The organism is Sodalis sp. RH15 (genome assembly GCF_047324255.1).
GTDB classification, from domain to species: domain Bacteria; phylum Pseudomonadota; class Gammaproteobacteria; order Enterobacterales; family Enterobacteriaceae; genus Acerihabitans; species Acerihabitans ligni.
This window is the reverse complement of the sequence record NZ_CP178738.1, coordinates 4,274,041-4,287,514: the sequence shown is the minus strand read 5'-3', so window position 1 is coordinate 4,287,514 and position 13,474 is coordinate 4,274,041. Positions and strand designations below refer to the sequence as shown.

The 13,474-nt window shown below is 57.4% G+C and carries 16 protein-coding genes; 14 read left to right on the top strand and 2 right to left on the bottom strand.

Annotated features, from left to right (window positions below; all coding sequences use genetic code 11):
• Nucleotides 1-26 precede the first annotated feature (26 nt).
• The 12 genes from ACL2XO_RS19435 to hisP all read left to right on the top strand — a co-directional run bounded on the left by ACL2XO_RS19435 (nucleotide 27) and on the right by hisP (nucleotide 10,308).
• Entirely contained in the window at nucleotides 27-680 is a 654-nt protein-coding gene (locus ACL2XO_RS19435; protein WP_413725129.1) for a DedA family protein, read from the top strand.
• 209 nt (nucleotides 681-889) lie between these two features.
• A complete protein-coding gene (gene accD, locus ACL2XO_RS19430; RefSeq protein ID WP_132927183.1) occupies nucleotides 890-1,810 on the top strand; it encodes an acetyl-CoA carboxylase, carboxyltransferase subunit beta in 921 nt (306 codons plus the stop codon).
• Between the two features lie 72 nt (nucleotides 1,811-1,882).
• The gene (gene folC, locus ACL2XO_RS19425; RefSeq protein WP_413741318.1) at nucleotides 1,883-3,151 is read left to right on the top strand and encodes a bifunctional tetrahydrofolate synthase/dihydrofolate synthase; all 1,269 of its coding nucleotides are present in this window, start codon (nucleotides 1,883-1,885) and stop codon (nucleotides 3,149-3,151) included.
• Nucleotides 3,141-3,956, top strand: coding sequence for a cell division protein DedD (gene dedD / locus ACL2XO_RS19420; RefSeq protein WP_413741317.1), 816 nt, complete (start codon nucleotides 3,141-3,143; stop codon nucleotides 3,954-3,956). The genes folC and dedD overlap by 11 nt, the downstream gene beginning before the upstream one ends.
• 190 nt (nucleotides 3,957-4,146) lie before the next feature.
• The gene (gene cvpA / locus ACL2XO_RS19415; protein ID WP_132927188.1) at nucleotides 4,147-4,635 is read left to right on the top strand and encodes a colicin V production protein; all 489 of its coding nucleotides are present in this window, start codon (nucleotides 4,147-4,149) and stop codon (nucleotides 4,633-4,635) included.
• A 33-nt stretch (nucleotides 4,636-4,668) separates the two neighbouring features.
• Nucleotides 4,669-6,186 carry an amidophosphoribosyltransferase gene (gene purF, locus ACL2XO_RS19410; RefSeq protein WP_132927190.1) on the top strand — a complete coding sequence of 506 codons (1,518 nt, stop codon included), beginning with the start codon at nucleotides 4,669-4,671 and terminating at the stop codon, nucleotides 6,184-6,186.
• Between the two features lie 147 nt (nucleotides 6,187-6,333).
• Complete coding sequence (locus ACL2XO_RS19405; protein ID WP_132927192.1) at nucleotides 6,334-6,909, top strand: UbiX family flavin prenyltransferase; 576 nt, start codon at nucleotides 6,334-6,336, stop codon at nucleotides 6,907-6,909.
• A 106-nt stretch (nucleotides 6,910-7,015) separates the two neighbouring features.
• Entirely contained in the window at nucleotides 7,016-7,231 is a 216-nt protein-coding gene (locus ACL2XO_RS19400) for a hypothetical protein (protein ID WP_413741316.1), read from the top strand.
• A gap of 24 nt (nucleotides 7,232-7,255) precedes the next feature.
• Nucleotides 7,256-8,038 (top strand): lysine/arginine/ornithine ABC transporter substrate-binding protein ArgT, encoded by a 783-nt coding sequence (argT, locus tag ACL2XO_RS19395; protein WP_132927194.1) that lies wholly within the window; start codon nucleotides 7,256-7,258, stop codon nucleotides 8,036-8,038.
• A 76-nt stretch (nucleotides 8,039-8,114) separates the two neighbouring features.
• Nucleotides 8,115-8,801, top strand: a complete 687-nt coding sequence (locus ACL2XO_RS19390) for a histidine ABC transporter permease HisQ (RefSeq protein WP_413741315.1) — start codon at nucleotides 8,115-8,117, stop codon at nucleotides 8,799-8,801.
• Nucleotides 8,798-9,505 (top strand): ABC transporter permease, encoded by a 708-nt coding sequence (locus ACL2XO_RS19385; RefSeq protein WP_132927198.1) that lies wholly within the window; start codon nucleotides 8,798-8,800, stop codon nucleotides 9,503-9,505. Before ACL2XO_RS19390 ends, ACL2XO_RS19385 begins: the two co-directional genes overlap by 4 nt.
• Before the next feature lie 29 nt (nucleotides 9,506-9,534).
• On the top strand, nucleotides 9,535-10,308 hold the full coding sequence (hisP, locus tag ACL2XO_RS19380) for a histidine ABC transporter ATP-binding protein HisP (protein WP_132928068.1): 774 nt from the start codon (nucleotides 9,535-9,537) through the stop codon (nucleotides 10,306-10,308).
• Nucleotides 10,309-10,324: 16 nt separating this feature from the next.
• Here hisP and ACL2XO_RS19375 read toward each other — a convergent pair whose 3' ends face one another.
• Both ACL2XO_RS19375 and yfcG read right to left on the bottom strand, forming a co-directional pair.
• A complete protein-coding gene (locus ACL2XO_RS19375; RefSeq protein WP_413741314.1) occupies nucleotides 10,325-11,230 on the bottom strand; it encodes a TIGR01777 family oxidoreductase in 906 nt (301 codons plus the stop codon).
• Between the two features lie 183 nt (nucleotides 11,231-11,413).
• Nucleotides 11,414-12,040, bottom strand: a complete 627-nt coding sequence (gene yfcG, locus ACL2XO_RS19370) for a GSH-dependent disulfide bond oxidoreductase (RefSeq protein ID WP_413741313.1) — start codon at nucleotides 12,038-12,040, stop codon at nucleotides 11,414-11,416.
• Nucleotides 12,041-12,210: 170 nt separating this feature from the next.
• On the opposite strand from yfcG, the gene yfcE reads away from it, so the two are divergent.
• Nucleotides 12,211-12,762, top strand: a complete 552-nt coding sequence (gene yfcE, locus ACL2XO_RS19365) for a phosphodiesterase (RefSeq protein ID WP_132927204.1) — start codon at nucleotides 12,211-12,213, stop codon at nucleotides 12,760-12,762.
• 87 nt (nucleotides 12,763-12,849) lie between these two features.
• Nucleotides 12,850-13,422 (top strand): NUDIX hydrolase YfcD, encoded by a 573-nt coding sequence (gene yfcD / locus ACL2XO_RS19360; protein WP_413725123.1) that lies wholly within the window; start codon nucleotides 12,850-12,852, stop codon nucleotides 13,420-13,422.
• Nucleotides 13,423-13,474: the final 52 nt, after the last annotated feature.

Here is a 13,474-nt window from a genome sequence, read left to right as displayed (position 1 = left end):
TTTTTCGCGTCCGGGGACGGTTATATATGGAATTGATCCATTTTGTCGTAGATTTTATCTTGCATATTGACGTTCATTTGGCGGAGCTGGTGGCGCAGTACGGCATCTGGATTTATGCCATCCTGTTTTTGATTCTGTTTTGCGAAACCGGCCTGGTGGTGACGCCTTTTTTACCGGGAGACTCGCTGTTGTTCGTCGCCGGCGCGCTGGCCGCCCTGCCGTCCAACAGCCTGGATGTGCATCTGATGGCGCTGTTGATGGCCTGTGCGGCGGTGCTGGGGGATGCGGTCAACTACACCATCGGACGGCTGTTCGGCGAAAAGCTGTTCAGCCGTCCCGATTCCAGGATTTTCCGCCGCAGCTATCTGGATAAAACCCACGGGTTTTATGCCCGCCACGGCGGCAAAACCATTATCCTGGCCCGTTTTGTGCCAATCGTCCGCACCTTCGCGCCGTTTGTGGCCGGCATGGGACATATGTCATATCGTCATTTCGCCCTGTTCAACATTGTCGGCGGCGTGTTATGGGTTGCCCTGTTCACCTATGCCGGCTATCTGTTCGGCGATTTGCCGGTGGTGCAGAGTAATCTTAATTTACTGATTGTGGCCATTATCGTACTGTCCGTATTGCCCGGTCTGATAGAAGTGTGGCGGCACCGGCGGGCCGCACGGCGAGGATAATGCGCTTTTTACCGCTGCGTTAGGCGTGAATTATACGCATCGGGCAGAGTTTTCTATCCCAACTCGTTGGCGGTTATGGTTTAATGGGCAACATTTTCAAAGACCATTCCTTTCCCCTGCGGAAGATGGCGGCGAATGTTATGCCCGCTCAGTGGTCTTACTATGAATAGCGGACTGGCGCTTGCCAGGTTCAGACAGAAAGGTTATCGATGAGCTGGATTGAACGAATTCTCAATAAGAGCACTATCACCCCGGCGCGCAGGGCGAATATCCCTGAAGGCGTCTGGACGAAATGCGATAGCTGCGGCCAGGTTTTATATCGTGCGGAGCTTGAGCGCAACCTGGAGGTTTGTCCCAAATGCGATCACCATATGCGTATGACCGCGCGCGCGCGTTTGCTCTCCTTCCTGGATAAAGGCAGCGAAGTGGAGCTGGGCAGCGAGCTCGAACCGCGGGACATTCTCAAATTCAAAGATTCGAAAAAATACAAGGATCGCCTGGCGGCGGCCCAGAAGGCCACCAACGAAAAAGACGCCCTGGTGGTCATGAAAGGCTCGTTATACGGTATGCCGGTGGTGGCCGCGTCGTTTGAATTTGCCTTTATCGGCGGCTCCATGTCGTCCGTGGTGGGCGCGCGTTTCGTCCGGGCGGTGGAGCAGGCGCTGGAAGACGAATGTCCGCTGATCTGTTTTTCCGCCAGCGGCGGCGCCCGCATGCAGGAAGCGCTGCTGTCGCTGATGCAAATGGCGAAGACCAGCGCCGCCCTGGCAAAACTGCGGGCCCGGCGTTTACCCTATATTTCCGTGATGACCGATCCCACCATGGGCGGCGTTTCGGCAAGCCTGGCCATGCTCGGCGATCTGAACGTCGCCGAACCGAAAGCGCTGATAGGCTTCGCCGGTCCGCGGGTGATAGAGCAGACGGTACGGGAAAAATTGCCGGCCGGTTTCCAGCGCAGCGAGTTCCTGCTGGAAAAAGGGGCTATCGACATGATCGTGCGCCGGCCGGAGCTGCGCCTGAAACTGGCCGGTCTGCTGGCCAAATTTACCCACCGGCCCCAGCCGGAAGCCACCCATATGCCGGAGCCGCGACAAGAATTCATTCCCGAGGAGCATCAGGACGGGGTATAACCGGGACTCAGCCCGCCGCTGCAATCGGTCCGGGGCTTTTTAGTAAATCAGTACAGTCAATGAACGGGACGTATGGAAAAGCTTCTTACTCCTCAAGCCACGTCGCCGCTGGCCGCGTGGCTTTATTACCTTGAGCGCCTGCATGCCAAAACCATCGACCTGGGCCTGGAACGGGTAGGTTCGGCGGCTGCCCGCCTGCTGTTGCTGCGGCCCGCGCCGTGGGTTTTCACCGTGGCGGGCACCAACGGCAAAGGCACCACCTGCCGTCTGCTGGAAACGATTTTGCAGGCCGCGGGCTATAGCGTCGGCGTCTACAGCTCGCCTCATATGCTGCATTATGCCGAACGGGTGCGTATCCGCGGCGAAGAATTGCCCGAAGCGCGGCACAGCGAGGCCATGGCGGCTATTGAGTCCGGCCGCGGCGACATCTCCCTCAGCTATTTCGAATTCGGCACCCTGGCGGCCCTGTGGCTGTTTAAACAGGCGCGTCTGGACGTGGTTATCCTCGAGGTCGGGCTGGGCGGACGCCTGGACGCTACCAATATCGTCGATGCGGATGTGTCGGTCATCACCAGCATCGGTCTTGACCACACTGAATTATTGGGACCGGATCGCGAAAGCATCGGCCGGGAAAAGGCCGGCATCCTGCGCGGCGGCAAACCGGCGGTAATCGGTGAGCCGGACCGTCCGTCCTCTATCGACCTCTACGGACAAACCGTGGGGGCGAAGCTGTACTGCCGCGATCGCGACTGGTGGTATGAACGCAATGAGGACAGCTGGTGCTGGCGTGACGAAGAAGTTTCATACACCGGCCTGCCGCTGCCGACGATTCCGCTGGCCAATGCCGCCACCGCCCTGGCCGCCCTGCGGCGTTCGTCTCTCAAGTACGACGAGGCGGCCATCCGCCGTGGACTCGAGACGGCGTCCCTGCCGGGCCGTTTCCAGATTGTGCGGCGGCATCCTTTATGTATCCTCGACGTGGCGCATAATCCCCATGCCGCCGGCTATTTGTCCGCCCAGCTCTCGCAGCTGGCGGTAGCGGGCAAAGTCCGGGCGGTGGTGGGCATGCTGGCCGACAAGGATATTCCCGCTACCCTGGACTGCCTGCGCGGACAGGTGGACGAATGGTACTGCGCCGGCCTGGACGGGCCGCGCGGCGCCAGCGCGGCTCAGGTAGCGGCCCATCTGGACAGGGCGCGCCGGTTCGACGACGTGGTCGATGCCTGGCGCCAGGCGCTGCAGGACGCCGATCCGGCGGACTGCATACTGGTGTTCGGGTCGTTTCATACCGTTGCGCCGGTCCTGGCGGTGGTTAACGCGGAGAAACAACGTGGCGAGTAAATTTCAAAACCGCCTGGTGGGCACCATTATCATCGTCGCGCTGGGAGTGATAGTGCTGCCGGGCCTGCTGGACGGCAAAAAGAAGCATTATCAGGATGAATTCGCCGCCATCCCCCTGGTGCCCAAACCGGGGGATACCGATGAAACCGAGGTGTCTCCCCAGGCCAACCAGGCGTTGCCCAGCCAGCCGCCGGAAGGGGCGGGGGCTGCCGTGGAGCAGGCTAACAACGCCCCGGCAGGGGAGTCGCAGTCGGCGGCGCCGGTCCCCGATGCCCCGGAACAACCCGCCATTGTGGTGCCAAAGCCCAATGCGCCCGCCGCGCGTCAGGAGCAGGTGAAACCGGCGCCCCGTCCGGCGCAGGCCAAGCCGGCGGTGAAGCCGGAAAACAGACCGTCGTCCCCGGCGGCTCAAACGGCGCCGGCGAAACCCATCGCCAGACCGGAAAGCAAGCCGGCGCCCTCCGCGGAGGATACGGCGCCCAGGCCCGTGGCCGCGGCACCGAAACCCGCCACGCCGGCGCCGAAGCCCGAAGCACAGCAAACCACCGAGCAGGCGCCGAAGGGCCAGGCCTGGGTGGTACAGCTGGGGGCGTTGAAAAACGCCGCCAAGGTGACTGAAATCACCGCCAAGCTGAGGCTGTCGGGTTATCGGGTCTATACCGTGCCGTCCCAACCGGTGGCGGGCCAGATTACCCGGATCTTTGTCGGACCGGACGCCTCAAAGGATAAGTTGCAGGGCGCGCTGCCGGAAATGAATCAGTTAAGCGGCCTGAGCGGCCAGCTGCGTGCCTATCAGGTACGTTAACCGTGGGAGGCGCGGAGCAAAAATGCCGGCTTTTTCACCGTTCCGCTCTATCTTCCTGCGGCGGGCGGCTTTTTTTAATCGCCGTTATTTATTTAATGACAGGACGGAATTCCGGTGCGCAAACGTTTTCGTTTTCTGATAGAATTCGCCGCGAACCAGTTGTCGGGGCGGATTATCATGGGATGTACGCATGACTTGGGTTGATTATGTCATCATCGGCATCATTGCCTTTTCAGCCTTGGTAAGCCTGATTCGCGGGTTTATCCGGGAAGCGTTATCGTTAATAACCTGGGGATGTGCTTTTTTTGTCGCCAGCCACTATTATGTATATCTCGCAGTCTATTTTACCCGCTTTGAAGATCAGCTTGTTCGCAACGGTATCGCGATTGCCCTGTTGTTCGTGGCGACCCTGATAGTCGGGGCAATCGTCAATTACGTGATTGGCTCTTTGGTGGAGCGGACCGGGTTATCCGGCACCGACCGGGTGCTGGGGGTGTGTTTCGGCGCACTCAGGGGCATCTTGATCGTCGCGGCGATCCTGTTCTTTCTGGACACCTTCACCGGCTTTGCCCAAAGCGCTGACTGGCATCAGTCGGAGCTGATACCGCAGTTCAGCGGTATCATCAGATGGTTTTTTGACTATCTGGCAAGCACGTCGAGTTTTTTACCGAAGCATTAATCGCTCCGGTAACGCTGATGAGGAAATGACTACATGTGCGGTATTGTCGGTATCGCCGGTTTTATGCCGGTCAACCAGTCGATTTATGACGCGTTAACGGTGCTTCAGCATCGTGGGCAGGACGCCGCGGGCATCGTCACCATCGATGCATTGAACTGCTTTCGTTTGCGCAAAGCCAACGGCCTGGTGAAAGACGTCTTTGAAGCCCGGCATATGCAACGGCTGCAAGGCAACATGGGCATCGGCCATGTCCGTTATCCCACGGCCGGCAGTTCCAGCGCTTCCGAAGCCCAGCCCTTTTATGTCAATTCCCCGTTCGGCATCACCCTGGCCCACAACGGCAACCTGACCAATGCCCATGAGCTGCGTACCAAGCTGTTCGATAAAGGGCGCCGGCATATCAATACCACGTCCGATTCGGAAATTCTGCTGAACATTTTCGCCAGCGAATTGGACCGGTTTCCGGATTATCCCCTGGAAGCGGACAATATCTTTGCCGCCGTGGCCGCGACCCATCAGCAGATCCGCGGCGCGTATGCCGTGGTGGGAATGATCATCGGCCACGGGCTGGTGGCGTTCCGCGATCCCAACGGCATCCGTCCGCTGGTGATCGGCAAACGCACCCTGGCCGACGGACGCAACGAATATATGGTGGCGTCGGAAAGCGTGGCGCTGGATACCCTGGGTTTTGAATTCCTGCGCGATGTGGCTCCTGGCGAAGCGGTGTACATCACCGAAAAAGGCCAGCTGTTTACCCGCCAGTGCGCTGAAAACCCGCAGAACCATCCCTGCCTGTTTGAATATGTCTATTTCGCCCGCCCGGATTCTTTTATCGATAAAGTGTCCGTTTATAGCGCGCGGGTGCGCATGGGCCAGAAACTGGGTGAGAAAATCGCCCGCGAATGGGAAGATCTGGATATCGACGTGGTGATCCCGATTCCGGAAACGTCTTGCGATATCGCCCTTGAAATCGCCCGCATCCTGAATCTGCCCTATCGTCAGGGGTTTGTGAAAAACCGCTATGTCGGCCGGACGTTTATCATGCCGGGCCAGCAGGTTCGCCGCAAATCGGTGCGCCGCAAACTCAATGCCAATCGCGCCGAGTTCCGCGATAAGAATGTGCTGCTGGTGGATGACTCCATCGTCCGGGGCACCACCTCCGAGCAAATCGTGGAAATGGCGCGGGAGGCCGGGGCCCGAAACGTCTATCTGGCCTCCGCCGCGCCGGAAATCCGTTTTCCCAATGTCTACGGCATCGATATGCCCAGCGCCACCGAACTGATTGCCCACGGCCGCGAGGTGGATGAAATCCGCACGCTGATTGGCGCCGATGCGTTGATATTCCAGGATCTTAGCGACCTGGAACAGGCGGTGCGCGAGGATAACCCGGATATTGCGCAGTTTGAATCCTCGGTGTTCAACGGCATTTACGTCACCAAGGATGTGGATCAGCGCTATCTGGACTATCTGGAATCCTTGCGTAATGATGACGCCAAAGCGGTCCGGATGCAGAATGAAGTGGAAAATCTGGAAATGTATAACGAAGGTTGATCCACGCCTTCCCGGTGCATTGGCTTAAAGACTGCCCTACCATGCGGCATACCGTGCCGCCGGAGAGGGCAAAATTTCACGCACCCGGGCGGTTAAACGCTCCGGGTGTTTTTATTTAGGGCACACGCCATGGGGACAACTTCCGGTATGACGAAAAAACGACTGATTGTGGGCCTTACCGGGGCCAGCGGGGCAATCTATGGCGTACGGCTGCTGCAGGTGCTGAAATCGATTGAGGGTGTCGAGACCCATCTGGTGCTGAGCAACGCCGCGCGCCAGACTTTGGCGCTAGAAACCGATTATAGCGTGCGCGATCTGCAGGCCTTGGCTGACGAGGTGCACGACAGCCGCGATATCGCCGCCAGTATCAGTTCCGGTTCGTTTAAAACCGCCGGCATGGCGGTTCTGCCCTGCTCGATGAAAACCCTGTCCGCCATTGTCAACAGCTACACCGACGGCCTGTTGTCCAGGGCGGCGGACGTCGTATTAAAAGAACGCCGCACCCTGGTGCTCTGCGTGCGCGAAACGCCTTTGCATCTGGGCCACCTGCGCTTAATGACCGCCGCGGCGGAAATGGGGGCGGTAATCATGCCGCCGGTGCCGGCGTTCTATCACCGACCCTCTTCCCTACAGGATATTATCGATCAAACGGTTAACCGGGTGCTGGATCAATTTGACATTGAGCTTCCCCACGACCTGTTTGCCCGCTGGCAGGGTTCCTGAACCGCCGCCCCAGCTGGCCGACGGTTCCATTTTACGGCCTTGGCTTTTGCCGCGGACGCTGCCTGATGGCGCGTTCTTATAACATTGCACCAATAATGATCATGCTGTGTATAATCATGGTGCAAAGTGTGATGTCTTTTTAGGCAATCCGGAACCGGCTTGCGCTATCTCCGGTCAGGATGCCGTCGAAAAGGAGACGGGAAGGTCTCTTTACGCCGCCCCGGCTAGGGCGGCGGCGCCGATGATTAAAATGGCACGGAAAGTGCAGTTAATCAGCCTGAAAAGCCTGGAAAAGCCTGAAAACATCACAGGGTCTATCTAATTAAAAAAATTCAGAGGGTAATGTATGAATAAGCTGGTTAAAGTTCTTCCTCTTATATTGGCAATGGCTTACGCCGGAAGCGTTTTCGCGGCGGTACCAAAAAGCATCAAGATAGGCACCGATCCTACCTATGCCCCGTTTGAATCCAAGGATTCCAGCGGTCAGCTGGTGGGGTTCGATATCGATTTGGCGAAAGAACTTTGTAAGCGTATCCAAACAAAGTGCACCTTTGTGGAAAGTGATTTCGATGCCTTGATTCCCTCCTTGAAAGCCAAAAAAATCGATGCCATCATCTCCTCTTTGTCCATTACCGAAAAACGCCAGCAGGAAATTGATTTTACCGACAAACTGTATGCCGCCGATGCGCGCCTGATTGCCAAAGCCGGCACCAATATCACCCCGACGCTGGATTCCCTGAAGGGTAAACGCGTGGGCGTATTGCAGGGTTCGACCCAGGAAGCGTACGCCAACGCCAACTGGCAGCCCAAAGGTATCGATGTGGTGGCCTACGCGAACCAGGATCTGATTTATGCCGATCTTGCCGCCGGCCGTATCGATGTGGCGTTCCAGGATGAAGTGGCCGCCAGCGAAGGCTTCTTGAAACAGCCCGCGGGCAAAGGCTATGTTTTTGCCGGTCCGTCGGTGAAAGACGATAAATTCTTTGGCGTGGGTACCGGTATGGGCCTGCGTAAAGATGAAACGGATCTGAAAGCCGCGTTGAATAAAGCTTTTGCCGATATGCGCAAAGACGGCACATACGACAAGTTTGCCAAGAAATACTTTGATTTCGACGTTTACGGCGGTTAATCCTGTCATACGCGGTATGCCCGCCAGCGCTGCGGGCATATCTGTTTTTATCCTCCGCCAGGACAGGATATGATCGATGTTTTATGGCTACGCACAACTTATTTTTAACGGTGCCCTGGTCACCCTCGAACTGGCGATAAGCTCCGTTTTGCTCTCGGTGGTTATCGGTCTTTTCGGCGCGGGGGCAAAGCTATCCCAAAGCCGTGTGCTGACGGGCATCTTTGAAGGCTATACCACGCTTATCCGCGGCGTGCCCGATCTGGTGCTGATGCTGCTGATTTTCTACGGCCTGCAAATCGCCCTCAACAGCTTGACCGAGGCCGTGGGCATGGATCAGATCGATATCGATCCCATGTCGGCGGGCATCATCACCCTGGGCTTCATTTACGGTGCCTATTTCACCGAAACCTTCCGGGGCGCCTTCATGGCGGTGCCAAGAGGGCAAATAGAAGCGGCTACGGCCTTCGGCATGTCCAGCCGGCAAATTTTCCGCCGCATCATGTTTCCCGCCATGATGCGTTTTGCCTTGCCCGGCATCGGTAACAACTGGCAGGTTATCCTCAAAGCCACCGCCCTGGTGTCCCTGCTGGGCCTGGAAGACGTGGTGAAAACCACACAACTGGCCGGTAAAGGCACTTTCCATCCGTTCTATTTCGCTATTGTGGCCGGCGTGGTGTATCTGATATTTACCACGTTGTCTAACGGGGTTTTGCTGTGGCTGACGCGCCGCTACTCCCACGGTGTTAAAAAGGCCGAACTATGATTGAGATTCTTCAACAATACGGCCATGCATTATTGTGGAGCGACGGCTATCGTTTCACCGGTCTGGCCATTACCCTTTGGCTACTGGTTTCTTCGGTGGTCATGGGGGGGATACTGGCGGTTTTTCTGGCGGTCGCGCGGGTATCGCCGCTGCCGTGGCTCCGGTTTCCGGTTTGGCTGTTTACCTATATCTTTCGCGGTACGCCGCTTTATGTACAGTTGCTGGTGTTCTATTCCGGCATGTACAGTCTGGACTTTATCCGCGGCACGGAGTTCCTCAATACGTTTTTTCGCAGCGGCCTGAACTGTACCGTCCTGGCCTTGACCCTCAATACCTGCGCCTATACCACGGAAATTTTCGCCGGATTTATCCGCGGCGTGCCCAGCGGCGAAATCGAGGCGGCCCGGGCCTATGGCTTTACCTGGTTCAAGCTCTATCGCTGCATCATTCTGCCTTCGGCCCTGCGTTCGGCCATTCCGGCGTACAGCAATGAAGTGATCCTGATGCTCCATTCCACGGCGCTGGCGTTTACCGCCACCGTGCCCGACGTGCTGAAAATCGCCCGGGATATCAATGCGGCGACTTACCAGCCGTTTTATGCGTTCGGCATTGCGGCGGTGATATATTTGATGATCTCTTTCGTGCTGATCGGGTTGTTCAAACAGGCGGAAAAACGCTGGCTGCGACACGTTAAGCCGCAATAATCCCTAAGGCGCTGACTATGGGTAACGATATGCAAGACACTAAGTTATTGATTCAAGAATTGCACAAGCGCTATGGGGATCAGGAAGTCCTCAAGGGGGTTTCCCTGGAAGCGCGGGCAGGGGATGTCATCAGCATTATCGGATCCTCCGGATCCGGTAAAAGCACGTTTTTACGCTGTATCAATTTCCTGGAAAAGCCCAGCGAAGGGTCTATCAGCGTCAATAACGTCGATATCCACATGGTGCGCGACCATGACGGCCAGCTCAAGGTTTTCGATAAAAAGCAGCTGCAGCTGCTGCGTACCCGTCTGACCATGGTATTTCAGCATTTCAACCTGTGGAGCCACATGACGGTGCTGGAAAATGTCATGGAAGCGCCGGTGCAGGTGCTGGGCCTGAGCAAACGGGAAGCCCATGACCGGGCGGTCCGCTACCTGGATAAAGTGGGTATAGACGAGCGCGCCCGGGCGAAATATCCCATCAATCTCTCCGGCGGACAGCAGCAGCGTGTTTCCATTGCCCGCGCGCTGGCGATGGAGCCCGATGTACTGCTGTTTGACGAACCGACGTCCGCGCTCGATCCCGAACTGGTGGGGGAAGTACTGCGCATCATGCAAAAACTGGCGGAGGAGGGTAAAACCATGGTGGTGGTGACCCATGAAATGGAATTTGCCCGGCACGTCTCTAGTCACGTGATTTTCCTGCATCAGGGGGTTATCGAAGAGGAGGGGCCTCCGGCCGAGGTGTTCGGTAATCCGAAAAGCCCGCGCCTGCAGCAGTTCCTTTCCGGCGCGCTGAAATAACGTCCCGGCGGCGCGGCTAGGCCGCCGAGGCGACGATCTCTTCGAGGGCGGCGCGCAGCTCGCTGTAGCGGAAGACAAACCCGGCCTGCTCCAAGCGTTTAGGCACGGCGCGCTGTCCCCCCAGTACCAGGGTCGCGCCTTCTCCCAGCAGCAGTTTAACCGCTCTCGCCGGCGCGCGCATCACCGCAGGCCGGTGCAATACTTCGCCAAGCGTCGCGGCAAACTGTTCGTTATGCACCGGATAGGGGGATACCAGGTTAAACGGACCCCGCAGATTATCCGTGGTGAGCAAAAACAGCAGGGCATTGACCATATCCTCGATATGAATCCAGGATAAAAATTGGCGTCCGTCGCCCACCGGCCCCCCCAGCCCCATTTTAAACAGCGGCAACAGTTTGCTCAGCATGCCGCCGTCATGAGCCAGCACCACGCCGGTGCGTGACAGGCACACCCGGGTTTTGTCGCTTTGCGCCGCCAGCGCCAGGGCCTCCCAGCGTTCGCACAGGGTATGGGAGAACTCATCCGCCGGCGGCTCGTCTTCGGTGACCAGTATTTGATCCTGATTGCCGTAAAAGCCGGCGGCGGACCCGGAGATAAAGACCGAGGGCGGATTATCGCTTTGGTTTATCAACTGGCTGAGCCGCTCGGTAATATCCCAGCGGCTGCGGCACAGCAGGTCCTTTTGTTCCGGAGTCCAGCGTTTTTCCGCAATGGACTCGCCGGCCAGATTGATAACCGCATCGAACTCATTCAGGTTGCCGCAGGACGTAAGGGAAGTAAGCGTGGTAATATGCGAGCCCAGTTTTTGATGGGCGCGGGGCGCATCGCGGGTCAACACCGTAATCCGATGTGATAACGCCAGCAGTCTGACTATCAGATGCCGCCCGATCAATCCGGTTCCTCCGGTAATCAATATCTTCATCTTCGCTCTCCTGTCGCACCGGTGCTGCCATACCGTTATGGTTCAATCATAGGACATATTGCGGCAGAAATGAGTGCTTCGTCACCGCTAATTGAGAATTTAGCGACTGCCCGGCGGGAAAAAGCGACCGCCGATCAGGTAAATGACGCGTTCCGGCAGGGGACGAAACGCGAGGGAGATGTTTTATCTGGTTGCCAGCCGGTACGCCCGTTCCACCGCGGGGCGGGATTTGATAAGGTCGAACCAGCGCTGCACCGCAGGATAGTCCGCCAGATCGATGCGCTGACGCTGATGGGACGCCGCCCAGGGATAGGTGGCGATATCGGCTATGCTGTAGTGCTCGCCGGCCAGGTAGGGATGTTGCTGCAACTGCCGGTTGAGAACACCATACAGCCGCGCGGTTTCCACCTGGTAACGTTCAATGGCATAGGGCACCGGCTTGGGGGCGAAGTGATTGAAATGGTGGTTTTGCCCCAGCATCGGACCGAATCCCGCCGCTTGCCAGAACAGCCACTGCAGAGTGGATTGCCGCTCCCGAAGATCCTTTGACAGCAATAAGCCGCTTTTTTCCGCCAGATAAAGCAAAATGGCGCCGGATTCAAACAGGCTCAGCGGCTCGCCGCCGTCGGCGGGATCACGGTCCACAATGGCCGGAATCTTGTTGTTGGGGGATATGGCGAGAAATGCCGGGGAAAACTGTTCATTTGCCGAGATATTAATGGGGTGAATCTGATAAGGCAGGCCGGTTTCTTCTAAAAAAAGGGTGATTTTATGGCCGTTAGGGGTAGGGGCGTAATACAGGTCAATCATATTTCCTCCTTGTCGCCGTGTATTGACATCAACGCTAGACACTCTAAAACAAATATCCCTGGAACGCATCCTAAAGGCATTCACAACCGAATCGTTACCCGGTCCGAGAAGTTTGTTAAGCTAGGCCATAATAACTGTCTTGTCCTGTCATCAAGCGTGAGGAGAGGTAAATGAAACTGCTGTTCGCCGCCGATATACACGGTTCCCTGGCCGGCGCCAGGCAAATGCTGGCCGCCTATGACGCCAGCCGGGCCGATTGGCTGATACTGCTGGGGGATCTGCTTTATCACGGCCCGCGCAACGCGCTGCCGCAAGAGTATCGCCCGGCGGATGTGGCTGCCCTGTTGAATAATTACTCTGACCGGATTATCGCGGTCCGCGGCAATTGCGACAGCGAAGTCGACCAGATGCTGCTGAACTTCCCCATTACCGCTCCATGGCAGCAGGTGTTGCTGGAGCGGACCCGGCTGTTTTTAACCCATGGCCATTTGTATAATCCCGACGCCCGTCCGCCGATGCGCCAGGGCGATGTACTGGCCTACGGCCATACCCATATTCCCCAGGCCGCAGAAGCCGAGGGGATAATCTGCTTTAATCCCGGGTCGGTAAGTTTGCCCAAGGGCGGCTTTCCCCCCAGCTACGGCCTGCTGGAAAACGGCACTTTGCGGGTAGTTTCATTGGAAACGAGCGAAACTATTGCGCAAGTCGCGATTAACCACTAATTTATGACGGATCTCGGTAGGATTTTTTTTCAAATTTTTACAAAAGGTGCGCGGCTCTTCCGCGTCTTATAACAAGGGATTCGAAAGATGGTGCAACAGAGTCAGGCTGCGGGTATTGAATGGGTTGACATCGTCAACGAAGAGAATGAGGTCATTGCCCAGGCCAGCCGTCAGCAGATGCGCGCCGAACGCCTGCGCCATCGTGCCAGCTATATCGTGGTTCATGACGGCGCCGGCAATATCCTGGTGCAGCGCCGTACCGAGACCAAGGATTTCTACCCCGGTTATCTTGACGCCACCGCCGGCGGCGTGGTGCAAAGCGGCGAGAATATGCTGGAATCGGCCCGCCGCGAAGCGGAGGAAGAACTGGGCATCGCCGGCGTTCCTTTTGCCGAGCACGGCGTATTCTACTTTGAAAACGAGCATTGCCGGGTATGGGGCGCGCTGTTCAGCTGCGTTTCCCATGGTCCTTTCGCCCTGCAGGCCGAGGAAGTGGAAGCGGTGAAATGGCTGCGTCCGGAAGAGATCACCGCCCGCTGCGATGAGTTTACCCCAGACTCGCTCAAAGCCCTTTCCCTGTGGATGAGCCGCAATAACCAGCAAAGCCACGGCAAGCCCCTCACCCCTTCCCCGACGCAGGAAAGGCCCGCCGACCAATAACCGTCGCCGATCGCGCAGCGAACCTGTAAAAGGGAGAGCGTGCTGATGGGGT